Source organism: Streptomyces sp. NPDC088124, assembly GCF_040685895.1.
GTDB lineage: Bacteria > Actinomycetota > Actinomycetes > Streptomycetales > Streptomycetaceae > Streptomyces.
Genome location: NZ_JBFBJB010000009.1, coordinates 120,864 through 145,850 on the forward strand (window position 1 = coordinate 120,864; position 24,987 = coordinate 145,850).

The 24,987-nt window shown below is 69.9% G+C and carries 20 protein-coding genes; 9 read left to right on the forward strand and 11 right to left on the reverse strand.

Going from position 1 to position 24,987, the window contains the following annotated elements:
* The first annotated feature begins 8 nt into the window (after positions 1-8).
* Positions 9-2,417, forward strand: coding sequence for a glycosyl hydrolase family 65 protein (locus AB0P17_RS10025; RefSeq protein WP_365809319.1), 2,409 nt, complete (start codon positions 9-11; stop codon positions 2,415-2,417).
* A 506-nt stretch (positions 2,418-2,923) separates the two neighbouring features.
* The gene (locus AB0P17_RS10030) at positions 2,924-5,140 is read left to right on the forward strand and encodes a glycoside hydrolase family 3 N-terminal domain-containing protein (RefSeq protein ID WP_365809320.1); all 2,217 of its coding nucleotides are present in this window, start codon (positions 2,924-2,926) and stop codon (positions 5,138-5,140) included.
* A 546-nt stretch (positions 5,141-5,686) separates the two neighbouring features.
* Here AB0P17_RS10030 and AB0P17_RS10035 read toward each other — a convergent pair.
* Both AB0P17_RS10035 and AB0P17_RS10040 read right to left on the reverse strand, forming a co-directional pair.
* Positions 5,687-6,256, reverse strand: a complete 570-nt coding sequence (locus tag AB0P17_RS10035) for an excalibur calcium-binding domain-containing protein (RefSeq protein WP_365809322.1) — start codon at positions 6,254-6,256, stop codon at positions 5,687-5,689.
* A 213-nt stretch (positions 6,257-6,469) separates the two neighbouring features.
* Entirely contained in the window at positions 6,470-8,341 is a 1,872-nt protein-coding gene (locus tag AB0P17_RS10040; RefSeq protein ID WP_365809324.1) for a potassium transporter TrkA, read from the reverse strand.
* Between the two features lie 259 nt (positions 8,342-8,600).
* Here AB0P17_RS10040 and AB0P17_RS10045 point away from each other — a divergent pair, with 259 nt between their 5' ends.
* The 6 genes from AB0P17_RS10045 (at position 8,601) to AB0P17_RS10070 (ending at position 15,963) form a co-directional block, all read left to right on the forward strand.
* A complete protein-coding gene (locus AB0P17_RS10045; RefSeq protein WP_365809326.1) occupies positions 8,601-10,295 on the forward strand; it encodes a hypothetical protein in 1,695 nt (564 codons plus the stop codon).
* A 346-nt stretch (positions 10,296-10,641) separates the two neighbouring features.
* A complete protein-coding gene (locus AB0P17_RS10050; protein ID WP_365809327.1) occupies positions 10,642-11,778 on the forward strand; it encodes an ABC transporter substrate-binding protein in 1,137 nt (378 codons plus the stop codon).
* A gap of 41 nt (positions 11,779-11,819) precedes the next feature.
* Positions 11,820-12,668, forward strand: coding sequence for an ABC transporter ATP-binding protein (locus tag AB0P17_RS10055; protein ID WP_365809329.1), 849 nt, complete (start codon positions 11,820-11,822; stop codon positions 12,666-12,668).
* Positions 12,665-13,465, forward strand: coding sequence for an ABC transporter permease (locus AB0P17_RS10060; RefSeq protein WP_365809330.1), 801 nt, complete (start codon positions 12,665-12,667; stop codon positions 13,463-13,465). The genes AB0P17_RS10055 and AB0P17_RS10060 overlap by 4 nt, the downstream gene beginning before the upstream one ends.
* A gap of 84 nt (positions 13,466-13,549) precedes the next feature.
* On the forward strand, positions 13,550-15,019 hold the full coding sequence (locus AB0P17_RS10065; protein WP_365809332.1) for a dihydroorotase family protein: 1,470 nt from the start codon (positions 13,550-13,552) through the stop codon (positions 15,017-15,019).
* 389 nt (positions 15,020-15,408) lie between these two features.
* Positions 15,409-15,963 carry a DUF3159 domain-containing protein gene (locus AB0P17_RS10070; protein WP_365809333.1) on the forward strand — a complete coding sequence of 185 codons (555 nt, stop codon included), beginning with the start codon at positions 15,409-15,411 and terminating at the stop codon, positions 15,961-15,963.
* Between the two features lie 9 nt (positions 15,964-15,972).
* Here AB0P17_RS10070 and AB0P17_RS10075 read toward each other — a convergent pair whose 3' ends face one another.
* From AB0P17_RS10075 to AB0P17_RS10100, 6 genes are all read right to left on the reverse strand, one after another.
* Complete coding sequence (locus AB0P17_RS10075; protein WP_365809334.1) at positions 15,973-17,169, reverse strand: histidine kinase; 1,197 nt, start codon at positions 17,167-17,169, stop codon at positions 15,973-15,975.
* A 313-nt stretch (positions 17,170-17,482) separates the two neighbouring features.
* Complete coding sequence (locus tag AB0P17_RS10080; protein ID WP_365809336.1) at positions 17,483-18,511, reverse strand: alpha/beta fold hydrolase; 1,029 nt, start codon at positions 18,509-18,511, stop codon at positions 17,483-17,485.
* Between the two features lie 13 nt (positions 18,512-18,524).
* Positions 18,525-18,875 carry a hypothetical protein gene (locus tag AB0P17_RS10085; protein ID WP_365809338.1) on the reverse strand — a complete coding sequence of 117 codons (351 nt, stop codon included), beginning with the start codon at positions 18,873-18,875 and terminating at the stop codon, positions 18,525-18,527.
* Positions 18,876-18,889: 14 nt separating this feature from the next.
* A complete protein-coding gene (locus tag AB0P17_RS10090) occupies positions 18,890-19,390 on the reverse strand; it encodes a helix-turn-helix domain-containing protein (protein WP_365809339.1) in 501 nt (166 codons plus the stop codon).
* Positions 19,391-19,524: 134 nt separating this feature from the next.
* Complete coding sequence (locus AB0P17_RS10095; protein ID WP_365809340.1) at positions 19,525-20,490, reverse strand: pirin family protein; 966 nt, start codon at positions 20,488-20,490, stop codon at positions 19,525-19,527.
* 46 nt (positions 20,491-20,536) lie between these two features.
* Positions 20,537-21,943: an NADP-dependent succinic semialdehyde dehydrogenase gene (locus tag AB0P17_RS10100; protein ID WP_365809341.1), complete on the reverse strand. Its 1,407-nt coding sequence runs from the start codon at positions 21,941-21,943 to the stop codon at positions 20,537-20,539.
* Positions 21,944-22,176: 233 nt separating this feature from the next.
* Here AB0P17_RS10100 and AB0P17_RS10105 point away from each other — a divergent pair, with 233 nt between their 5' ends.
* Entirely contained in the window at positions 22,177-22,623 is a 447-nt protein-coding gene (locus AB0P17_RS10105; protein ID WP_365809450.1) for a DUF5709 domain-containing protein, read from the forward strand.
* A gap of 11 nt (positions 22,624-22,634) precedes the next feature.
* Here AB0P17_RS10105 and AB0P17_RS10110 read toward each other — a convergent pair whose 3' ends face one another.
* The 3 genes from AB0P17_RS10110 to AB0P17_RS10120 all read right to left on the reverse strand — a co-directional run bounded on the left by AB0P17_RS10110 (position 22,635) and on the right by AB0P17_RS10120 (position 24,840).
* Entirely contained in the window at positions 22,635-23,171 is a 537-nt protein-coding gene (locus AB0P17_RS10110; protein ID WP_365809342.1) for an ATP-binding protein, read from the reverse strand.
* 239 nt (positions 23,172-23,410) lie between these two features.
* Positions 23,411-23,797 (reverse strand): hypothetical protein, encoded by a 387-nt coding sequence (locus AB0P17_RS10115; RefSeq protein WP_365809343.1) that lies wholly within the window; start codon positions 23,795-23,797, stop codon positions 23,411-23,413.
* Positions 23,794-24,840 carry an amino acid ABC transporter permease gene (locus tag AB0P17_RS10120; RefSeq protein WP_365809344.1) on the reverse strand — a complete coding sequence of 349 codons (1,047 nt, stop codon included), beginning with the start codon at positions 24,838-24,840 and terminating at the stop codon, positions 23,794-23,796. The genes AB0P17_RS10115 and AB0P17_RS10120 overlap by 4 nt, the downstream gene beginning before the upstream one ends.
* Between the last annotated feature and the right edge of the window lie 147 nt (positions 24,841-24,987).

The window sequence follows — 24,987 nt, forward strand, 5'->3', positions numbered from 1 at the left end:
CCACGCATGTGCGTAAGGCCGGTTCTAGAAACCCGGGCTACGCCCAGCCACTCAGCGCACCCAGCCCACGCACCCCACAACAAGACCCATCAGAGAAGGGCACGCATGCCCCCCCCCACAAAGACCCCTCCGACCAGGACAACCCCACCCACGACCCGGCACCCGCGCGGTCCGAGCACGCCCCTCCCGGTCACGAGGACCACACCACCACCGCCACAGAAGAATCCCGGCCCGACACCGGGTGGACGCTCAGCACCACCGAAACCGACGACGACTACGCGCCGACCTTCCTCGCCAACGGCTATTTCGGTGGCAGGATCCCCGCGGCGGGGACGGGATACGCGACGACGCCGATCGAAACCCAGGCGCACCTGGCCGGGTTCTTCGCCCAGGACGGCCCGATCGAGAAGTACGCGAACATCCCGACCTGGTCCACGCTGGCGTTCTCCGACGAGTCGGGCACCTACGGCCGGCTGCCCCAGGCGCGGGGAGGTGAACAGGACGACCCGGAGCAGGGAGCGGTCAGCGACTACCGGCAGACACTGAACCTGCGGGCCGGGCTGCTGACCACACAAGCGACGTGGACCTCACCGGCGGGCCGCCGCACCGATCTCACCTACGAGGTACTGGTCCACCGGGCCCGGCATCGGGTGGCCGCGGTCCAGCTCACCTTCACCCCGCACTGGAGTGGCAGCGCGCGCGTGTCCGGGGTCTTCGACGGAACCAGCGCAAGGCTGACCGAACAGTCGAGCAAGGGCTACGACGGTACGGCGGCCGAGTCGTACGAGACGGTGACGACGCTCGGCACGGACATCACCGCAGCGCTCGCGTCGCGACTGGAACTGCCCACCGGGGTGGCGGCACACGTCGCCGAGTTCGAGACCGACCAGGTCCAGTCGGCTGGTGTGCAGGCGACCTTCGATGTGAAGGCTGGCAGCACGTACACGGTCACCAAGTACGTCGGCGTGGCCAGCTCCCAGGACTCCGACGACCCGCTGTCGGCTGCTCGCGCCGCCGCGGCGGCCGCGGCGGACACCGGGTACGGTGACCTGCTGACCGAGCACAAGGCGGCGTGGGACGACCTGTGGCGGGCCGACATCGAGGTCCTGGGGGATCCGGTGCTGCAGCTGCAGGTCCGCGCGAGCATGTTCTACCTGCTGGCAAGCACCCGCGCCGGGGTGAACTGGAGCCTGTCCCCGTGCGGCCTGTCCGGCGACGGATACAACGGGCACGTCTTCTGGGACACCGAGACCTGGATGTATCCAGCGCTGCTGGCCCAGCACCCGGACATCGCGGCGGGTATGAACACCTATCGACAGCAGCGTCTGGCCGCAGCCCAGGAGTACGCGACCCGAACAGGGTTCGGGGGTGCGAGGTTCCCCTGGGAGAGCGCGCTGCATGGAGACGAACAGACCCCACCCGGCTGGGAAATGGGTGACCTCGAGCACCACATCACCGCCGACATCGCACTCGCCCACTGGCAGTACTACCTCGCCACCGGCGATCGCGACTGGCTCGCCGAGAACGCCTGGCCGGTGCTGAAGGGTGCAGCCGAATTCTGGGCGAGCTCCGCCGTTCCCAATGATGCTGGCGGCTACGACATCAAGCAGGTGATGGGTCCGGACGAATACCACTTCCCGGTCGACAACAGCGTGTACACCAACGTCGCGGCCGCTAAGACCCTGCGGATCGCCACCCGGGCAGCGAAGATCGTGCGCGTGGCCGCGGACCCCGAGTGGGACCGGGTCGCCGACGGCCTGCGAACCCCGTACGACGAGGATCTGGGCATTCATCCGCAGTTCGACGGCTACGACGGCGACACCATCAAGCAGGCCGACGTGGTGATGCTGCAGTACCCCTGGGAGCACCCCATGCCCCCCGAGGTCGCGCGGAACGATCTCGACTACTACGTGCCGCGCACCGACCCCGACGGCCCGTCCATGACCGACTCCATCCACTCCATCGCCCACGCCGCACTGGGGACTTTCGGGTCCGCCGCCTACGACTTCATGCGGCGCAGCGTGGACCCCTTCATACGCCGACCGTTCAACCAGTTCGCCGAGCAGCGTCACGGAGGCGCGTTCACGTTCACCACCGGACAGGGAGGTTTCCTGCAGGTCTTCCTCTACGGATTCAGCGGGATGCGCTGGCGTGAGGACCGACTCAGGCTCGACCCGACCCTGCCCCCTCAGCTGGACGGCCTCACCCTGCGCCGGATGCTGTGGCAGGGACGCGAGTTCGACGTCGAGATCGGCCCGGAGCACACCACGTTCACGCTGACCGGAGGTCTCCCGACGCAAGTAGAGGTCGCGGGCGCGACACACCCACTGCGTCAGGGCGCACCGCTGATCCTGCCAACCCGCCGGCCCGAGCCGCTGCCCACCAGTGACCTCGCCGGCGCGTCGCGGAGAGCGTGACCGCAAGCTCGCGGTCCCTCTCCGCGTCCATCAGCACCGCGACAGGCAATCCGGCCACCGCCTGACCATCCACCTCGCGGTTGCTGCTCGCCGCAAGCTGGTTATCACCGAAGTCGAAGTGGCGGCGCATCAGGCCCAGCGCAACAACCAACTGCGACTGGTGGCCCGCGGACGCGAAGGGGGCCCACAAATCCCTGAGCGAAGCGGTGCCGCCCGCCTGCGACACCTTCATCCGCAGCCCGACCGGTTCGGCAACGTGCGAAGGCCATCGCGGCAGGCGTACCCCCGCAAGCAACGACGTCTGATGCACCGTCTCGACAGTTTCCCAGGAGATCGAACTCATGAGTTCAGAAGCACACCGGAACACGGTAACTGCGTGCCGGGGGCCGGGATCGGAGTCCTCCTCTCGCCCGGAACGCCCCGCGGGCACAGCGGCCACGACCTCGCCGGCCTACCGGGACCCTTCGAGACCGCTCGAGGAACGCCTCGAGGATCTGCTCGCCCGCATGACGCTGCCGGAAAAGGTCGGCCAGATGCTGCAGCTGGACGCCCGGGGCGACTTGGAGGAGGTCGTGGCCACGAAGCTGGCCGGGTCGATCTTGCATGCCTCGCCCGAGCGCATGCACGCTGCCGTCGAGCTGGCGGCAGCCACCAGGCTGGGCATCCCGCTGCTCGTCGCTGACGACTGCATCCACGGCCACTCGTTCTGGCCGGGTGCCACGATCTTCCCCACGCAGTTGGGGATGGCCTGCACCTGGGACACCAAGCTCGTTGAGCGCATGGCCCGGGCCACCGCGGTAGAAGTCGCCGCGACGGGCATCCACTGGACCCTCTCGCCGGTGCTGTGCATCACCCGCGACCTGCGATGGGGCCGCGTAAACGAGACCTTCGGCGAGGACCCGCTGCTCATCGGGGAGCTGGGCGCCGCGATGGTCCGCGGGTATCAGGGAGCGGGACTTGACGACCCGACAGCGGTCCTGGCCTGCGCCAAGCACTTCGCGGGCTACTCGGAGACGCAGGGCGGACGCGACGCGAGCGAGGCGGACCTGAGCCGGCGCAAGCTGCGCTCATGGTTCCTGCCGCCATTCGAGAGGGTCGCTCGCGAGGGCTGCCGCACGTTCATGCTCGGCTACCAGGCGATGGACGGGGTCCCAATCACGGCGAACAAGTGGCTCCTGAACGACGTCCTCAAGGGCGAATGGGAGTTCACCGGCACGCTCGTAACCGACTGGGACAACGTGGGCCGGATGGTGTGGGAGCAGAAGGTCTGCGCAGATGCCGTAGAGGCCGCAGTGGTCGCGGTGCAGGCCGGAAACGACCTGGTGATGACCACGCCGGACTTCTTCGAGGGCGCCCAGAAAGCAGTCGCGCAGGGGCGGCTGCGAGAGGAGGAGATCGACGAGGCGGTCCGGCGGATCCTGAAACTGAAAATAGAACTGGGCCTGTTTGAGGATCCCCGTGTGCCGGACCAGGCACGCCAGGCCGACGTGATCGGATGCGCCGAGCACACCGCCCTCAACCTCGAACTCGCCCGAAGGTCCCTGGTGCTGTTGCGCAACGACGGCACCTTGCCCCTCGACGGCGGACTGACCGTAGACGGTCAGGGCCACACCGTCACCGCCGCGGGCCCTCGCACGATCGCCGTGATCGGCCCCAACGGCGACGACCCGCAGGCCATGCTCGGCGACTGGGCCGGCGCATCCGGCCAGGTGGACTGGATGCCGGACGGGCACCCGCGCGAGACCGTCACGACGGTGCTCGACGGGTTCCGCGCAACCGTCCCCGAGGGGTGGACGGTCACCTACGCCCGCGGCGCCGACATCGGGCGCCTCGGGCCGGACCCGCAAGGACCGGTCTACCCCGACGGACAGCCCCGTCCGCCCCTGTTCGCACCCGCGCCCGTCGACGAGGCTCAGATCGCGGAGGCGGTGAGCCTCGCGCGCGCGGCTGATTACGTCGTCGCCGTCGTCGGAGACACCGTCGCGTTGACGGGTGAAACTTGCTCGACCGCGACCCTGGAGCTGCAGGGCGCACAAGTCGCCCTCCTTGAGGCGCTTGTCGCCACCGGCACACCCGTCGTCGTGGTGCTGCTCCACGGCAAGCCCTCGGTACTCCCCGACGCCGCGCTGTCGGCGGCAGCGCTGATCGAGGCGTTCAACCCAGGCATGCGAGGCGGCCAGGCGGTGGCCGAGCTCGTCCTCGGTCTCATCGAGCCGTCGGGACGCCTGCCCCTTTCCGTGCCACGCCATGTCGGGCAGCAGCCCGTCTACTACAACCAGGTGCGCGGCCAGCATGGTGACCGATACGCCGACCTGACCCAGGAACCACTCTTCGTCTTCGGGGAGGGCCTGTCCTACAGCACCATCGAGTACACCGACCTGGCCATCCTCGATGAAGTCGTGGCCTTGGACGGCTTGGTTCGCGCCGAGGTCACCGTCTCCAACACCGGCGCCCGGCCGGTACTGGAAACCGTGCAGGCCTACATCAGCGACGTGGTCACGAGCGTCACGTGGGCACAGCGGGAACTCAAGGCCTGGCGGCAGGTCACGATCCCACCCGGTGACAGCGTGCGGGTCCGGCTGGAGATCCCCGCCGCGGCATGCTCCCTGGTCGACGCCGAAGGGCGCCGGATCGTCGAGCCCGGAGCGTTCGACCTGCTCGTCGGCCACAGCTCACGCACCGCCGACCTGCTGCGCGCCCGTTTCACCCTCAGCCAGCCATGACACCCGTCACCCTGCCACGGTTCAACGAGCTGCGGTGCCTCGTCGCCGTGATCGGGGACCAGGGCGTGGCACCGCACATCGTCCAGCCGACACGTCTTCAAACGCGGCAACGATTTCCTGTGCGCGCTCAACCTCTCAGACCAGCCAATCCCAATTCCCGAGGCCTGTGTCCTGCTGCACAGGGACCTGCGCCCTGACGCCCCGAATCCACCAGGGCCTGTCCGGTGTTCCTCCCCGCCGACCGGACAGGCCCTGGTCCCCGCCCATGTGCTCGGACGGGCCGTGGCCGTTCGTCCGGCATGTCCTGTGCGTCTGCCATGAACACGTCGACGATTGTGCCGCACCGGCTACCCGGGTACTTCCGCCCGCAGCTCCGCCGCTTGGTGACGGAAGAAGTGGGACACCCGGTCGGCGCTCTGAATCTCCCCACGGCCATTGCGCCGCTGACGTCTACCGATCGGAGCTGATGTCATGCGACGCCACGTACGACGGGATGCCATCGCTCGTTCGCCCGATCCAGCGATAGCACCACATGTGTTGCACGCGCTATCGTCCCCTGCACAACCGCTGAGCTGCACCGATCCGCGTCGAATCACGTAGCACCACAGTTTTCCCCAAGAGAAACCGCTGTGCTCTCGGCCCGTACCCCGGATCCCCGGCATGCACCGGCGCCGCACCGGCGGCTCGGGCGGCGGCACAGTTCCTGTAGTACACGGACTCGTCGTTGCCGCCGGCGTCGGGATCGGGGTCGACAGCAGGCTCGACGGTGACCTCAACCGTCTTCGTCTCCGTAACGGTCGGCGCCGGCTTCGGCTTGGCCGTGACGGTCTCGGTGACGGCCGGCGCAGGTGCGGTCGTCTCGGTGGTGGTCGCCGTGACCGTCGCCGCGGGTGTCTCGGGTGCCGCTCTGACGCTGGACGCCTTCTCGGACTGGGCCGGGTCCTCGCCCGTACCGATACCGACGCCCGCGAGGAACAGGAGTCCGGCGGCCGGGAGGAGGACACGCTTCCGGGTCCACTTGGGGCGGTTGGGCGAACCCGGTGCGGTGTACGGGTTGGTGCCCGTCTGGGGTGACTGGCCCCAAGGTGTCGGCTGTGGCGGCGGATTGTTCGGCATGAGTCCCCCTGAGGTGGTTCGTGAGCGATGACCGTAACGGGGGATGTAGGCATCAGGTGACAGATGCGCATGAGTGGTGACCGATTTGTAATCAAGGGGTGGAGGGGGCCGCTGTGCTGCCGGTGACGAGACGGCACGGGACAGCAACTGGAAGTCGGCCCACTGGCTTTGGCGAAGGCAGGGACCGGCACGGTAAGCGGCTGAAGGCAGTTCCTAGTCCTCCGCGAGCACCACGACCGTGTCGCCCTCGCGCAGGGTCAGCGGCGTGGTTTTCGAGGGGTTGAGACTCACCCCGTACAGCGGTGGTTCGTCACTGTGCTCCACGAGCCGGTAGCCGATGGCCGTCTCGCCGCGCTGCCGGGCCGCCTCGATCACGGTGGCGAAGTTGGCCTCGGCTCCGGGGAGGAGATAGCTCGGCGCCGGTTTGAGGTAGATCTCCGAACCCTCGGGGTCGAAGAGGTCGGCGAACACCGCGTCCAGGTGGCGGTTCTCGCTGAGCTGGGTGAGCAGCAGGCTGATCACCTTCGTGCTGACGATGAAGTCGTCGGCCTTGGTGACCTGTGCGACCTCGCGGTTGGCGTCGTCGTTCATCTCCGTGACGATCGAGTACGGATCGCCGAGCCGGATCTCGATGTCCCGCAGATGGAGCAGGGTGACCAGGGTGCGGTCGTCGGCCCGGCCGGGATCGATCGTGTCGTCCGTGAGCACCACGATATGGCGATAGCTGTCCAGTTCCAGGGACTCCAGGGACGGCCGGCTGATGGGATCGCAGTGTTTGAAGCCGACGGTCAGGTTCTCCAGTCGCCCGGTCAGGTCCTCCCGCGGCTGCCGGGGAGCCGCGATGTCGACCGCGGAGCCGGGCTGCACCAGACGGTCGAGCAGTGAAACGATCTCCGCCGCCCGGGGGTTCCAGCCGATGATCAACGTCCGGTCGGGCAACGGCTCCGGAGCCTCGGCCGTGGTGATCGCCGACCGTACGATCGTGGGCGGGGCAGCCGCCCGCTCGATGAGCAGATCATCCTCGGCGACCATCAGCAGCCGGTCACCGCGCTCGACGACGGTGTCCATCGACGGGTTGACCTGTATCTTCCCGTCCTCCCGCTGCAGGCCGATGGGGATGCCGCGTTCGAATGCCGTCAGTGATTCCCCGTAGGTGGCACCGGTCAGTGCCGGCTCGCTCCAGGGGTAGATCTCGTTGCCCATGAAGCTGAGCAGCTCGTTGAAGACGGTGGACAGCCCGGACTGCCGGTGGGCCTGCACGATCAGCCGTACGGCGATGTCGTCGACGTCGATCACCAGCGCCGCGTCGCCCGCGGCCAGCCGGGCCGCCGCCAGGTTGGTGGAGTTCTGCACCGCGGCCACCACGGTGGGGCGCCGCCCCGGCCATCTGCGGTTGTTGAGCAGCAACAGCACCTTGATGACATCGATATCACTGTCGTCGGTGAGCGGCGGCAGCACCATGATCGCCTTGGCGGTGTCCGGACTGACCAGCTCCAGGTCCTCGCGCTGCAGGGGGCTGCCGGAGCGGCAGATCACCCGGGTCTTCCCGGTGTCCGGGATGCGCCGCCGGATCTCGTCGTCCATGTCGACCTTGTCGCGGTCGGCGAGGATCACCACGCAGGAGCGCCGCTCGCTCTGATTGGCCTCCACCAACTCGGCGATCACCGTGAAGATCTGGTCCGACCAGCCGAGCACGATGGTGTGCCCGCGTTCGATCAGTTGCGACTTGCCCTTCCGCAGTTCCTGGATATGGGTCTCCAGGCCGGTCGTGATCACACCGATCAGCGCGCTGACGATGAAGATCCCGCCGATGGTCACCGTGAGCATGAGGATCAGGAACAGCGGCTGTCCGGTGTCCCCGCCCATCGTGCCCGGATCGAGGGTGCGCAGCAGACTCATCCAGACGACGCCCGCCCAGCCGCCGTTCTCCTCCGTGTCCTTGTGGGCCAGCACCACCACCGCGCTGGAGACCAGGGTGATCAGTGCTAACGAGGCCAGCCCCAGCCAGCCGATCAACGCCGGGGTGCCACGGTCCATCGTTCCGTCGAACCAGTACCGCAGCCGCTCCCGCAGCGTCTTGCGCATGCCGTAATCCTCCGTCGTTCCATCCGCCGCCGTGCCCAACAGGGCGGTCCGGACGGCGTGTTACCCGTAAGAGGGTGTCGCCCATCCCCTGACCACGCCAATCGTGGTGACAAAGCCGGGCAGAACGCGGCACGCGCCCACCTCCCGGATGGCGACGGGAATGATCGGAACAGCCACGCCGCACAACCATTCGCCGCACCCATCTGTCACACCAGGCATCCGTGAGAAGGCTTCCACTGAACGGAAGGGTGTATGCGACATGTCATTCCCTGGACGGCGTCGGCGCTCTGCCGCCCTGACCGCCATCGCGGTCGCCCTGCTCGGCGTCGGGCTCGTCGGCGCTCCCGCCCAGGCCGAACCGTCGGACAGCGGCGCCGCGCAGTACGGTCCGGAACTGAACTTCACCGTCGCCCGGGACAAGATCGGTCTGCCGCAACCGCTGGTGTACCCGAACGACCCGGCGCAGATCGGCTGGGGCCTGCCCGGCGATCCTGACGGGGGCACCGCCAAGGACGTGGTCGTCACCATCGACGTGTCCGGCATCTCCGAATTCGCCGACGTCCAGGGCGTCCGCTGCGCCGAGAACCTGTGTTCCTGGCCGGTCAGGGACGTCGAGGCGGACGGTTTCACCGGCGGCCTCCTGGAACTGCTGGCCAAGCCGGACGCCCCGCTCGGCACCACCGGGACCGCCCGGCTCACCGCGACGTCCTCCAACGCGACGATCGCCCCCCTCACCGTGCAGGTCACCGTCGGCACCATGGAACTGGTCGTCAACCATCTGCCGCCGAAGGACGGTGCGGAGCCCGGGACTTCGCTGGGGGCCCCGATCACCGTCGCCAACATGGGCTCGCTCACGTCGCCCGGTGTGGAACTGAAGCTGACCACCACCCAGGGCCTCGGCTTCGCACCACGGTTCGCCAACTGCGCCTACGGCACGACCGACGACCTCCCCTCCGGCCATGGGCGGACGCTGGAGTCCGCCGTCTGCCGGATCGCCACACCGGTCGAACCGGGCAAGCGCTACCGGCTGTCGGCCCCTGTGGGCCTCGACGTCAAGGGGACGGCGCTCTTCGAGTTCCTGGACTACCGGGTGAAGCCGCCGGCCGACGCCGTACGTACCGCCGCGGACCCGCGCGGCGCCGGCTCCAAGGACTCCGGCCCGAGCGGCGAAGCACCCGTGCTCACGCTGGTGCCGGACGGCGAGGCGCCCCCGCCCGGCACCGTGACGGAACAGGGGATGTGGATGGTCAACGCCGCCAACACCGCCGATCTCGCCGTCACCGGCGACTCCGCCACCGCCGAGGCCGGCCCCGGCACGGAGGTGACGCTGACGGCCAAGCTGCGCAACGACGGACCCGCTACCTTCGACCTCCTCACCTCCGACGACCAGATCGGGCTGCTGGTCGACATTCCCAAGGGCACCACGGCGGTGAAGGTCCCCGAGCGCTGCCGCCCCTGGAACGGCCTCGGAACGGACGACCCCCGCCCGGGCGCCCCCCAGTACATGTGCGCGTTCCGCTCGCCGTTCGCCGTGGGCCAGGCCGTGGAGCTGCCGTTCACGCTGCGTGTCGCCGAGGACGCACCGGCCACCACCCGTGCCACGATGCGCACCATGTCGGTGAACGGTGTGGAGTTGGCGTTCGACACCCACCAGGCCAACAACACCGCCCAGTTCACGGTGCGGGTGAAGAACGGCGGGGCCAACGGCGGCACGCCCGGCCCGGACGCCACCGCCGGTGGCGGTGGCGGTGGCGGTGGCGGTGGCGGAAACGGCAACCAGCCCGGCACCCAGACCATCAGCGCACCCCGGACCTCCCCGAACACGCCGGGCATGCTGGCCGCCACCGGCAGCAGCGGCACGGCGGCCGTCGCCTGGGTGAGCGGCACGGCACTCGTCGCGGGCGCCGCGCTCCTGGCCGCCACCCACCGCCCCGGCCGCCGCACCGCCGGCTGACCCGCGTTCCGTAGCGGACTACGGGGCCATGACCGGCTCTTCGACAACGCGTCCCGTGCCCTCCTGCGCGCAGTGGGAATCCACCGGCCTGGTACCGGAGTTCATCTCCGGCACCAGGCCGGCCGCGCGTGACGCTTTGACAAAGTTGCTCCGTGACACCCGTCTCCGGCGTAGGCTGAGGGAAGCCTCCGGGACCGTCCGGGCCCGCAGCGGGTTGCATACCGCCGCGAACCTCGTCGAGCAGCGCGTCCGCGGGCTCCACACCGGCACATCGGCAACGACCTGACCATGACCGGTCCCGGTCGACGGACACCCTTGCTCCACCGGATGGATTGAGGTGCCGAACATGAAGCAGTCCTCACGACGTGGCGCCGGGGCCACACGACTCGGCGTGGCAGCCGCCGCTCTCGCCGCCCTCCTGGCGCTCTCCGCCTGCGCGGGAGGATCCGAGCCGTCCACCGACGGCGGCCCGGACACCCCGGCCACGCTCGGCCTCGCCATACCCTCGGCCGTGATGGCTCCCAAGGAAGAAGTCGCCACCTACGCGGTGGGTGACAGCGAGGGCTACTTCTCCCAGGAGAAGCTGAAGGTCGACGTGATCAACACCGACGGTTCGGTCGCCGCCGTCCAGGCCGTCGCCTCCGGCAGCGCCGACATCGCGCCGGCCGACGCGGGAGCCATCCTCGCCGCGCGGGAGAAGGGCGTTCCGGTCAAGGCCGTCGGCGGCCTGGTGCGCAACTGGCCCTGGCGCATGGCGGTCCTGCCGGACAGCGGGATCACGTCCCCCGCCGACCTCAAGGGCAAGAGGATCGGTGTCATCAGCCTCGCCTCCGGCTCGGCCATCTTCGCCCGTGCGTACGCGGCCGACGCCGGGCTGGACGCGGCCGAGGACATCGATCTGCTGCCGGTCGGGGTGGGCGCGCAGGCCCTGTCCGCGCTGGAGGCCGGCAAGGTCGACGTCCTCGCCCTGTTCACGCAGGCGTACACCACCATCGAGAACACCGGCACGGAGTTCCGCTACCTGGACAACTCCGCCGCCTTCGAAGGCATCCGGTCCCTGACCTTCGCGGTGACCGAGAAGACCCTGCGGGAGAAGAAGGACGTGCTGACGCGCTACCTGCGCGCCTCGTACAAGGCACTGCTCTTCTCCGCCGTCAATCCCGGCGCCGCCATGCGTGACGGCTACCGGGCCTTCCCCCAGCTGCTGGCCGGCAAGAAGGCCGCCGACCGCGTCGCCGACGACACCAAGACCCTTGAGGCGTGGATAAAAACCGCGGTCCCGGTCACCGGTGAGCCCGAGGGCTTCCGGGACTGGGGGGCGATCGGCGACGAGGAATGGCGCAAGACGGTCGCCTACACCAGGACGTCCGGCCAGATCACCAAGGACGTCCCGGTCCCGGAGCTGTGGGACGGCAGCCTGCTCCAGGACGCGAACGACTTCGACCCGGCGGCCGTGATCGAGAAGGCGAAGGCCGCCGGATAGCGACCGGACACACCGTCAGAAGGCAGGGAGGGGAGGCCGCCATGGTGATCAGGGCTCTGGGCCGCCGCCGGAGCGCGCGGGGCCGGGGCGGTGTTCCCGCGCGCGACGTGGACGAAGGCCGCTGGATCGAGGTCGACGCCGTGCACAAGACCTACCGGCCGCGCAGGTCCGAGCCGACCCACGCACTCTCGGACGTCACCTTCACGGTCCGGCGCGGCGAGTTCGTCTCGGTCGTCGGCCCCTCGGGGTGCGGCAAGACCACCCTGCTGAAGATCCTCGCCGGGGTCGTCCCGGGGAGCCGGGGGACGGTCCGGGTCGCCGGTCATGAGGTGGCGGGTCCGCTGCCCGAGGTGGGCATGGTCTTCCAGGCGGCCACCCTCCTGCCGTGGCGCACCGTACTGCAGAACGTGATGGTGCCCGTGGAGGTGCGGAAACTCGACGCCCGGGTGTACCGGGAGCGGGCCGAGCGGCTGCTCGCGATGGCCGGCCTCGACGGCTTCGAGGACAAGTACCCCCACGAGCTGAGCGGCGGGATGCAGCAGCGCACCGGAATCTGCCGGGCCCTGGTGCACGATCCGGCCGTGCTGCTGATGGACGAGCCGTTCGGCGCCCTCGACGCCCTGACCCGCGACCACATGAACGTCGAACTGCTGCGGATCCGGCGGGAGAGCGGCCAGACCATCGTCTTCGTCACCCACTCCATCCCCGAGGCGGTCTTCCTCTCCGACCGGGTGGTGGTCCTCAGCCCCCGCCCCGGCCGTATCGCCGAGATCGTCGACATCGAGCTGGGGCGCCCGCGCGCGCTCAGCTCCATGGCCTCGGACCGGGCCGGGGTCTTCGTCGAGCGGATCCGCAAGCACTTCGACGGCGCCGGTGTGATCGACCGATGAGGTTCCCCAGGGCCAGGACCGTCAGGGAGCGCCCCGAACTGCTGCTCGTGCCCGCCGTCTTCGTGATCGTCGTGCTGATATGGGAGTTCGCGGTCCCCGCCTTCGGAATCGACGACTATCTGCTGCCGCGTCCCTCCCGGATCGCCGACGCCCTGTGGACCCAGCTGCTCGACCCGCTGTTCTGGCGCCATCTGAGGGTCACACTGCTGGAGTCGCTGTACGGCTTCCTCCTCGGCGCGACGGCCGCGTTGGTGCTCGGTACGGTGATCGCGCAAGTGCGGCTGGTCGAGCGCACGTTCATGCCGTACATCGTCGCCTTCCAGACGGTGCCCAAGGTGGCTCTCGCGCCGCTGTTCGTCGTGTGGTTCGGCTTCGGCATGACGAGCAAGGTCGTCATGGCGGCGGTGATCGCGTTCTTCCCGATGCTGGTCAACGTGATCGAAGGGCTGCGCTCGGCCGACGCCGACCGGATCCAGATGCTCACGGTGTTCGGCGCGGGCAGGTTCGAGGTCTTCAGGATGGTCCGGCTGCCGAGCGCGCTCCCCTTCATCTTCGTCGGTCTGGACATCGGGATCGTCTTCTCGATCCTCGGCGCCGTCGTCGGCGAGTTCATCGGGGCGAAGGAGGGCCTCGGATACCTCCTGCTGCAGACCAACTACAACTTCGACATCGCAGGGATGTTCGCCGTGCTGGTGGTGCTCTCCGTGGTGGGCCTCGTCGCCCACTTCACCGTCCGTCTCGCCCAGAAGCGCTTCGTCTTCTGGGCCGAGGAGGGCCGGGTGACCGGGTCCGCGTGACCGGGACATGAGCGCGGATCAGAACGGCTTCGGCGGCCGGCCCGTGGCGGAGCCCGGGCCGCCTGACACCTTACGGAGTTCACCGTGACCGAGTACGACCTGGTGCTGAAGAACGCCCGTGTCGTCCACCACGACCAGGACGGCGCGCGCCCCGCGGACATCGCCGTCAGTGGCGGGCGAATAGCCGCCGTGGCCCCCGGCATCGCCATGGAAGGCGCCCGGCGGGTGGTCGACGCCGGGGGCCGGCTGGCGTTCCCCGGCGTCGTCGACGCCCACCAGCACTGGGGGATCTACAATCCGCTCGCCGAGGACGCGGCGACCGAGAGCCGCGCGTGCGCGCAGGGCGGCGTCACCACCGCCCTGACCTACATGCGGACCGGGCGGTACTACCTCAACAAGGGAGGCGCGTACGGCGACTTCTTCCCCGAGGTGCTGGACGCCACCGCCGGCCGGGCCCATGTCGACTACGGCTTCCACCTCGCGCCGATGTCACGCGGACACATCGGCGAGATTCCCGCCCTGATCGAGCGGTTCGGCGTCACCTCGTTCAAGATCTTCATGTTCTACGGCAGCCACGGCCTGCACGGCAGGTCCGCCGACCAGAGCGCGTTCCTGATGATCCCCGAGAACGAGCGGTACGACTACGCGCACTTCGAGTTCGTCATGCGCGGGGTGCAGGCCGCCCGCGAGCGCTTCCCCCACCTCGCCGAAGAGATCTCGCTCTCCCTGCACTGCGAGACCGCCGAGATCATGACCGCGTACACCGAGCTGGTCGAGGAGGCGGGCGACCTGACCGGGCTCGCCGCCTACAGCGCCTCCCGGCCACAGCACTCCGAAGGGCTCGCGGTCTCCATCGCCGCCTACCTGGCGCACGAGACCGGGCTGCCGACGGTCAATCTGCTCCACCTGTCGTCCCGCAAGGCGGTCGACGCGGCCGTGCGGATGAGCCGGGCGTTCCCGCACATCGACTTCCGCCGCGAGGTCACCGTCGGGCACCTGCTCGCCGACATCACCACCGCGCACGGCCTCGGCGGCAAGGTCAACCCGCCGCTGCGGCCCCGCGAGGACGTCGAGGCGCTCTGGGAGTACGTGCTCGACGGCACCGTCGACTGGGTCGTCAGCGACCACGCGTGCTGCCGGGAGGAGGCGAAGTTCGGTGAGCCCGAGGACGATGTCTTCCTCGCCAGGTCCGGGTTCGGCGGAGCCGAATACCTCCTCCCGGGCCTGATCACCGAGGGGACGAAGCGCGGCCTGCCCCTGGGCCGGATCGCCGCACTGACCTCCTGGAACCCGGCCCGGCGCTACGGGCTGCGCGCCAAGGGCAGCCTCGCACCCGGCTTCGACGCCGACATCGCCCTGGTCGACCCGGGCCGCTCCTGGACGGTGCGTGCCGGGGAGTCGGAGTCGGCGCAGGAGTACACCCCGTTCGAAGGCTTCGGGCTGACCGCCCGGGTCACCGACACCTTCCTGCGCGGCCATCACATCCTGCGGGCGGGCCGGGTCACCGGCAAGCCCGTCGGCACCTACCTGCACCGCCCCACTCGCGGCGCGTGACGGCCGAACACCCCGGCTTTTCTTGCCCGGTGTGGCGTGACGTCCCTGTGCACATGGCCGATCACCCGCCTCGCACTCCGCGAGATCGGACTGGCGGATGACGCGACCTAGACCCTGGTCCAAGGCGGCTTCGCCCGCCAGGACGATGCACCAGCCCGCGCCGTACCAACAGACTTGCTCAGGTGCCGAGCTTCCATGGCGTGCCCACCGACGCGGATGAGTTGTCACGGCTCAGGTTCCGAGGCTTCAGATACTCACTTCTGCATGAGGAAGAAATGCACCTTGTAGACAACGGTCGTGACCGAGTTCCAGAGCCCGGGACGGCCCCTGCCCCGACGCAACCGCCTGCCACGGCGAAGCCGACGGCGCTCGAATCCCTGGGCGGCCCGATGGGGTTCGCCTATTCCACCATTCCGGTTGTCATCTTCGTGGCCGCCAACACCTTCCTGCCGCTGCCACTGACTCTCTTCGTCGCGCTCGGCACCGGGTTGGCACTCATGGTGTTCCGGCTCATCCGCGGTGAGCGCTTCGGCACGGCGGTCGGCAGCCTCGCCGGAGTCGCCGTCACCGCGGGGGTGGTTGCCTGGACCGGCTCGGCGAAGGACTTCTTCGTCGTCGGTATCTGGATGGCGTTTGCGGGCTTCCTCGCCACGTTCTGCTCCGTGGTGGCACGCCGGCCGGTGACCGGAGTCGTGTGGAACCTGCTCCACGGCGGCGAACACGCCTGGCGCGCCGACCGGACCGTACTGCGCGCTCATGACATCGCGACCCTGTCTGCGGCGACCGTCTTCGGCGCCCGCTTCGTCGTCATGCAGTGGCTCTATCTCCAGGACTCCACCGGATGGCTGGCGGCCGCGAAGATCATCATGGGTGTCCCGCTGACCGCGTTGGCCGCGGTGGTCGTCATCTGGGCCTTTCGGCGGAGCACCAAGCGGTTCGCCTGAAGTACCGGTTCAGGTGTCGGTTCCGTGGGTGGAGGCCGGCCATGGGAGTTGCGCGGTGAGGATGTATCCGTTGTCGGGTGTGGGGTGATGATCGAGCTTGCCGCCGGCGAGGCCGACGCGTTCGGCGAGGCCGCGCAGTCCGTATCCCGATGGTGGTGGGTGGGTCCTTGCCGGGTTGTTCGTGAGGGCGGGTGAGTTGCTGACGGTGACGTGGAGCTGGTTGCCGGCTGCTCTTTCCAGGGTGATGTGGATGTGTGCGCCGGGGGCGTGTTTGGTGGCGTTGGTCAGTCCTTCCTGGACGATTCGGTAGGCGGTTCGTCCGATGGTGTCGGGTGGCGTCCCACTCACGGTGGTGGTGAGCGCCACGTGCAGTCCTGAGGTACGGGCGTCCGCGACCAGGTCGGGGATCCCGTGCAGGGAGGGCTGGGTGAGTTCTGAGTGCGGTGGGCCGGCGCGCAGAACGCCGAGGACGTCGCGTAGTTCTTCGAGGGCTTGGTGAGAGCCGGCGGCGATGCCGTGAACGAGAGTCCGGTTTTCGTGGGCGGGGAGGTTTGTGCGGTGGTTGAGCACTCCGGCCTGCATGGCGATCAGGGAGATGCGGTGGGCGAGGACATCGTGCATCTCCCGGGCGATGCGGTTGCGTTCCTGGGCTTGGGCCTGCGCCGCACGTGCCTTCTGTTCCCGTTCCATTCTGTGTGCCCGCGCGCGAAGGGTTCGTACCTCGACGCGTCGCGCACCGACAGCCACACCCGCAGCCACCGCGATGCCGGCCAACAGGGGCGGGACGACGAGTCTGTAGAAGGACGTGGGCGAGCCGGGTGGGCTCTCCACGGGGTGGGACCCGACGAGGAAGTGGGACGCGATCAGGTAGGCGAGCGTGACGGCCCCGATCTCCATCGGGCGCCGGCGGGTGGAGACCGAGGCCAGCGCCAACAGTCCGACACCGGTGGCAAACGAGGAGGCGGTGGAGACAACGGCGACCGTCAGAGTGACCGCCAGCGGGTATCGCCTGCGCCACACCAAGGCTGTCAGGCAGCCGAGAGCCACCGACGGATCACCGATGAGATACCAAGCGCCCCTGTCAGCCGACGGCCACTTCATTCCCAGGCCGATATAGAGCCAGATCCAAAGGCCCACTGCTGCGGCCGCGGCAAGCTGCCAATGCCGCTGCCACCTTCCGAGCCGGGCCGCGACGTCCGAGTTCACCTGCTCATCATCCCCGAAGCCGGCGGGTGGTGAGTCCGGCCGGGAACTGAGGCATCCCAGCCGTCCGTGACGATCCGCGCGATGACGCCGCGGAGACTATCGGTGACAAGAACGCCGCGCCGCCCCTCATCGCATCGACAATCTGCTCAGGAGGCCGCGCGTGGCCTTCGACGCCACGATTGCCCAACAGGCCCGCTTCGTGTACCTGGAAGGTCTGGCGCACGGGCCGGTCATAGAGCTGATCGAGAGCGAACTTCTGGGCAGCTGAAGCGGGACCCTTGGGCCTGCTTCGGGGTGCCGCTCCCGGACTGCCTCAGCGTTCCGTGAACCGGCGCAAGGCGTCGAGCACGGCCGGGGCGAGGGTGTCCGGGTGGTCGGCGTCGTGCAGCAGGTGGTCCACTCCGGGCAGCGGCACCCGGCCCGGTCCCTCGACGGGTGCGCGGCGCAGGGCGGCGGTCAGTGCGTTCGTCGTGGAACAGGGAACCTGGACGTCGTTCGTGCCGCACGTCAGCAGCACCTTGGTCCCCGGCCGGAGGGCCGCGACGGTGTCCGGCGGGTAGATGGCGTCGTCGCTCTGCACGAACCGGGCGCTCGGCCCTTGGAAGGCTTGGAAGAGCTGGGCGACCGCGGGCGGCAGGTCGGTGGTGTCGACCGGCCGGCGTTCACGCAGGGCGGTGACGGCGGCGTCCACCGCCGCGTCGATCACGCGCTGCTGCTCCGGGGTGAGCTGGCCCTGCCGGGTCGCCTCGGCGATCTGGGCGTGCAGTTGCAGCGCGACCAGGTCCAGCAGACGGATCGCCTGCGGTTGCAGCAGTGCCAGGCCGGCCGGGCGCGGGCGGACGGTGCCGCCGAGCAGCAGCCCGGTCATCGCGCCCTCGCTGTGCCCGACGACCAGCAGCGCGCGCGGGTCGGTCTCCGGCTGATCGCGCAACTCCTCGTAGGCGGCCCTGGCCTGGCGGACGAATGCCGGGTAGTCGAGTTCTTCCGGGTGGTCGCGGTAGGCGCCGAGCCCGGTGCGGCCGGTGCCGTACTTGTCGAATCGCAGCGTGGCGACCCGATCGTCGCCGAGCGCGTCGGCCACTTTCGCCAGGGCGTTCGAGGTGGACGCGGATGGTTGGTTGCCGTCGCGGTCGGTGGGGCCGCTGCCGGGCAGCAGCAGCGCCGCCCGCAGCCGTTGTCCGGCACGGTGCTCGGGAACATGCAGGGTGCCGTACGTCGTCGTCCCGTCGACGGTGAAGACGACCTCGCGGTCGGCGGCGGGCACGAGACGCGGAGTCGCCTGGGCCGGGGTGGCGGTCACGGCGGTCAAGGCCAGCACGACCGCGGTTAAGCGAAGGAACATCTGCCAGCCTCTTTCAGTTCAGGGCGTTCTCGACCAGCGCGACGGTCGCGCGGGGGTCGTCGACCTGGAGGACCAGGCGGGCGTAGCGCTCGTCGGCGAGTTCGACCACGACGGTCTTCGACGGATCCTTGACGTCCCAGAAGACCGTCTCGCCGTCGAGATGGAAGGTGCCCGCCGTGATCACACCGGGTACGCGGGTGCCCGGCGCGCGAACCCCCTTGGGATCGGCGGCGATGCCGGGGTCGACAGTCGCGCCACGGACGTTGACCAGCGGGATGGTCAAGCTGCTCTTGAGGGCCCAGAGCTTGCCGAGCCCCTCCATCACGACGACGAGGTCGTCGCCGTCGATACGGACCAGTGCCATGTCGGTTTTCCTTGTCAGGCGAGAGGATCGAGGCGTTGGGACAGCGCGGTGCCGACGCCGTCGGGATTGCCGCGCAGGAGGATGCCCAGCGCGGCGGCCGTGAGGGCGGCGGCCAGGTCGGCGGAAATGCCGAGCGCGTCGGCGAGTGCCTTGTCGACGGCACCCAACGCGGCCATCACCTCGGCGGCGACCTCCTCGTCGACCGGCGCCCGGTCGACCGCCGCGAGCAGCAGCAGACCGAGGTCGGCCGATGTGACGAGCCGCAGCGCGGTCGCCGCGTCCGATGCCGCGGCGAGCGCGTCGGCCAAGGGACGGACATCGTCCGCGAGGTGGCGGCGCAGGGCGACCAGGTAGAGGCCGCGCTTGCTGCCGAACGTCTTGTACAGGCTGTTGCGGTGCACGCCGAGGTGGGTGACGAGATCGTCGACGGACACACCGTCATACGCGCGGCTGCCGAACAACCCTACGGCGGCGCGCACCGCCTCGTCCTCGTCGAACGCTCTTGGCCTACCCATGGCACGACCATAGCCGGTTGAGGAACGATCAGTCAAGAACGATCGTTCCTCAACCGGGTCGGCAGGGCCCACCGAGGGCGCACGGGGCCGGAGTCGTGCCGAACGCGTCGCCGCGGGTCAGCGGTCGCCGCGGGTCAGCGCACCCTTCCCCGTGGCTTCAGGGCCACCGGGGGCAGTTCGGGGGCCGGGAGGCGGTCGCCCGCGTAGCCGCGTACCTCGCCGAAGCGGGAGGTCTCCATCCAGTCCTTGCGGGCCGCCTCGATCTCCTCATGCGAACGGCCGATGAAGTTCCACCACATGACCAGTTCCTCCTCGAAGGGCTCACCGCCGAGGAGCATCAGTCCCGCGTCGGACCGGGCGCGCAGGGGGAGTTCGGTGCGGCCGCAGCCGAGGTAGAGCATGGAGCCGGGGAGTACGGGTACTCCGTCGACCTCGGTCTCGCCGGACATGCACAGGACCGCGTACTCGAAGTCGGGTTCGAGAGGGAGACGGGTCTCGGTGCCGCCGCCCAGTGCGAGGTCCGCGGCGACCAGGGGGGTGTAGGTGGTGCCCGGGGAGACCGCGCCGTCGAGTGCGCCCAGGATGACGGTGGCGGTCAGGCCCGGGGCGGTGACGACGGGCAGGTCGGCGTGGTGCTGGAAGTGCGGTGTGACCTCGCGATGGGCGTCCGGGAGCGCGACCCAGAGCTGGGCGCCGTGCAGGAAACGGGCGTGGGAGCGGGGGCTCTCCTCCGAGTGGGAGATCGCCCGGCCCGCGGTCATCAGACCGAGTTCGCGCGGGCGTACGGTCTGGAGGCTGCCGAGGCTGTCGCGGTGCAGCACCTCGCCGTCGTGCAGCCAGCTCACCGTCTGGAGCCCCATGTGCGGGTGGGGCGGGACCTGCATGCCGGGCTCGTCGGCGATGTCGTCGGGCCCGTAGTGGTCGACGAAGGCGAACGCGCCCACCATGCGGCGGCCGAGGTTGGGCAGCAGTCTGCGGACCTCGGTGGACTCGCCCAGCCGGACCGCGCGGGGGCTCAGGAGTTCTCGTACCGGCTCGGCGACGACGAAGCCGCGGCCGCCGCAGACGGTGGCGGTGGCCTGACGATCAAGATTACTCATGGCGACCAACTTAGTACGGGACGGGGCGTGCCGGTCCGGTCGCGGTTCACCGGTCGCCGGTGTCCGGGGCGTGCCACACCGTGGTCGTGTTGCAGAAGGCCCGGATGCCCTGGCCCGACAGCTCCCGCCCGTACCCGGAACGCTTCACGCCGCCGAAGGGGAGGGCGGGGTGCGAGGCCGTCATGCCGTTGAAGAACACACCGCCCGCCTCCAGGTCGCGTACGAAGCGGCGCACCTCGGGCTCCTCACGCGTCCATACGTTGGAACTCAGCCCGAACGGGGTGTCGTTGGCGAGTGCCACCGCCTCGTCCAGGTCCCTGATCCGGTAGAGCGTGGCGACGGGGCCGAACGTCTCCTCGTGGTGGATCCGCATCGCGTCCGTGATCCCGGCGAGGACGGTCGGCTCGTAGAACCACCCCTTGCCGCATTCCTGCGGGCGCTGCCCGCCGCACAGCGCGGTCGCTCCCCGGCCCAGCGCGTCCTCGACCAGTTCCTCCAGATCCGCGCGGCCCCGCTCGCTGGCGAGTGGGCCGATGTCGGTGGACTCGTCCATCGGGTCGCCGACGGTCAGGTCGCGCATGCCGGCGGTGAACAGGGCGGCGAAGGTGTCGAAGACGTCCTCGTGGACGATGAAACGCTTGGCGGCGATGCACGACTGGCCGTTGTTCTGCGTCCTGGCGGTCACCGCGGTCCTCGCCGCCCGTTCGACGTCGGCCGAGGGCATCACGATGTACGGATCGCTGCCGCCCAGTTCCAGGACGGTCTTCTTGATCTCGTCGCCCGCGACGGCCGCGACGGCGCGGCCGGCCGCTTCGCTGCCGGTGAGGGTGGCGGCGGCCACCCGGGGGTCGCGCAGGACGGCCTCGACCGCGTCCGACCCGACCAGCAGGGTCTGGAAACAGCCGGGCGGATAGCCCGCCCGGCGGAAGAGGTTCTCCAGGTAGAGGGCGGTCTGCGGAACGTTCGAGGCGTGTTTGAGCAGGCCCACGTTGCCGGCCATGAGGGCCGGGGCCGCGAACCGTACGACCTGCCAGAGCGGGAAGTTCCACGGCATGACGGCGAGGATCACCCCGAGAGGGCGGTGGCGGACGCCGGCGCGGGCGGCGCCGGAGTCCCGTACGTCGGCGTCCGAGGGGTGTTCGTCGGCGAGCAGTTCAGCGGCGCGGTCCGCGTACCAGCGCATCGCCTTCACACACTTGGCGGCCTCGGCCCTGGCCGCGGCGACGGGCTTGCCCATCTCGGTGGTCATGGTGCGGGCGATGTCCGCCTCGTCGTGCTCCAGCAGGTCGGCGGCGCGGTTCAGCAGCCCCGCCCGCTCGTCGAAGCCGGTGGTGCGGTACGCCCGGAACGTGCTGTGGGCCGCGGCCAGGCGGGTCTCGATCTCCTCGGCCCCCAGCGGGTCGAAGGTCAGCAGCGTCTCTCCGCTGGCGGGGTTCACCGTCGCGATGGGCATGGCGATTCCTCCTCGAATCGGTCCGCCGGCCCCCGCCGTCCCGGCTTCTCAGGACCCTTCCCGGCTTCGCCGTACCGCGCAACAGGGCGGGGCGCTCGGGGGTCGGTTGCCGCCGTTTGACACGGTGGTGTGAGGTGGGAGGGTGGAAAGGCGGAGGGCGGCCACGGCCGTCCGTCCCGGCTCCGGGCGCGAGGAGAACGGAGAGCGACGTGAGCGGCGACAGCGCTGCGGCGATGGGAGACGAGGTCTACCAGCCCGACGGCTCCGAGGTCGGCGACGACCAGGGCATCCTCGACGCCGAGGACACACTGCTGGATCGCGGCTCCGACCCCTTCGACGAGGGCTGGTCGCCGCCCGAACGGCCTCTGGGCGTCGAGTGCAGGGGGACGACCGCCGCCGAGCGCTCGGCGGGCGAGACGCTCGATCAGCGCCTCGCCGAGGAGGTCCCCGAGGTGTGCGCGCCGGACGGGGACGGCATCGGGGACCTGCCGTACGGCGAGGGCGAACTGCTCGACGACGAGGTGGGCGACCACCGGTCCGGGCGGCTGGTGGCCCCGGACGAGGGCGCCCACGAGGACGCCGAGAAGGACATGATCGCCACTGATGTCGGCATCGACGGCGCGGCCGCGTCGGCGGAGGAGGCCGCCGTCCATCTCGTTCCCGAGGCCGACGTGGAGTGACACCGCCTCGCTCACGCCAGGGGCAGGGGTACGAGTACGGGGCCATGTCTCGGGGGTACGGGGTCGAGGAGCGCCGTGTCCAGCGGTACGAGGGGCGGCGGGACCACCCTGAACACGTTCTGCGGTGCCCGGACGCTCCTGGTGAACCAGATGACCTTGCCGTCCGCCGTGGCACAGGTGCCCCAGCTGTCGCTGAGCGCGGCCACCCGGGCCAGTCCGCTGTCCCCCGCCGTGCGCAGGCGCGGCAGACGCGGGTCGCCGTCCTCGACGGAGGCGGTGAGATGACGGCCGCTCCAACGGAGTTCCACCACACACCTGTTGTCGGGTCCGGAGTGCCGGTGGGCACGGGACAGCAGTTCGGCGACGCCGCGGGCCACCGGCTCGGCGTGCAGATCGAGCCTCCAGTGCCGCAGGTGCGCGGCGACGGTGCGCCGGAGCCGCGCCACGTGCTCGGGCGAGGTGTACGACGCCACCGCGTAGCGGCGGTCCTGACAAGGGCGTCCGGGGTGCGGACGCCCGGTGCACATGCAGTCGGGCGGAACGGTCATGGTGCCGGCTCCTCGGGAGGGGCCCACGTGCTTCACCGCGTGGTACCGGCGTCAGCACGGTGTACCAGCGGTCCCCGAGCACGAAGCGTGAGCGAAGGCCACGTCTGGGTCACCCTCAGGTTGCCGCCGAACGGCCGAACCCGCAACACGGACGGGCGCGGGACCTCGCCGGGGCCCTCGTCGACGGCCGGCGGTCCTCGTCGGCGGCGGGCGGGCCGTCGTCGACGGGTGCCCCGGAGTCACCGGCTCTCCAGGCGTACCTGGACCTCTTCCTCCTGGTCGCCCGAGGCCGTACCGACGACACGGACGGTGAAGGCCGAGGCCAGGGTCTCGCGCACGTGGTCCACCGCCGAGTAGCCGCCCTGGAGGGTGGCCACGACGGGCGCCGTCAGCCGGGTGGTGCCGGGGTCGCGCCGTGTCTCCGTCGTGTCGAAGGTCGCGACCCACACCGTCGGGCGCACTCCGGGCACCGCCTGCGGTCGGTCGTCGGCCGCGCGGTCGCAGGAGTAGGCCGTACGGAGCGCGCTGAACACCGCGTGCGCGTCCTCCTTCACCCCGTCGGTGAGGGCCACGACGACCTCTGCCCCCGCGTGGCTTGCCGAACCGTTACCGTCCGTACTCTTCACGTGGATCGTTCCTCTCCGCCGTCGCCTCCGGCCCCCCGTCCAGGCTCTCCCCGGCGGCCCGGGGCCGCGACCCGGACGCGCAGGGCGGTGACGTGGCCGCGCAGCCGGCTCAGCGGAGTGGGCGGCAGTTCACGGGCGGCGCCGCGCGCGTAGTGACGTTCGACGAAGAACTGCGCCACCGACAGCACGGTCGTGACGATGACGTACCAGATGGTCGCGACCATCAGCAGGGGGATGATCTCGTACGTGCGGTTGTAGATGAGCTGTACGGAGAAGAGCAGGTCCTGGACCGCGAGCACACTGACGATGCTGGTGCCCTTGAGGGTGCCGATGAGCATGTTGCCCGCCGTGGGGACGATGGAGCGCATCGCCTGCGGCACGATCACCCGGCGCAGCACCCGCCACCGGCTCAGGCCGAGCGAGGCGGCGGCCTCCATCTGGCCGGCGTCGACGGAGAGGATGCCGCCGCGCACCACCTCCGCCGCGTAGGCGGCCTCGTGCAGGGTCAGTCCGATGAGCGCGGTGAGGCCGGGCCCGAAGAGGTTCACGGTCGTGAAGGTGAGGAATTCCGGCCCGAAGGGGAGGCCGAGGCCCAGGGTCGGGTAGAGCGCGCCGATGTTGAACCAGAAGAGCAGCTGCACCAGCAGCGGCGTGGAGCGGAATATCCAGATGTAGCCCCAACTCAGAGTCTGGAGAACGGGGTTGGCGGAGAGTCTCAGCACCGCGAGGAAGGTGCCGATGAGGAAGCCGAGCACCATCACGGCCGCGGTCAGCCAGAGGGTGAGCAGCAGGCCGTCGAGGACGGCGGGTGTGGTGAAGTACCGGCCGACCACGCCCCATTGGAACCGTTCGTTGCGGACGACCGAGTGGACGGCCATCGCGAGGAACAGCAGGGCGACGGTGGCCGACAGCCAGCGGCCGGGGTGGCGCCGGGGGACGATACGGGTGGGTTCACCGGGCTCCGCCGAGGGCTGCGGGGAGTTCCCCGGTGCGGCGGTCGCCAGGGGTGCGCGTGGTCCGTCGAGCGAGGGCGACAGGGACATGTGAGGGCTCCGCGGGGATCAGGAGATCTGGAGATCGGGAGATCGGGAGATCGGGAGATCGGGGATCGCGAGATCGAGGATCGGGAGAGCAGGCGATGCGCCGGTGTGGCGCGGATCTGGTGAGCAGGGTGTCGTCGTCACACGTAC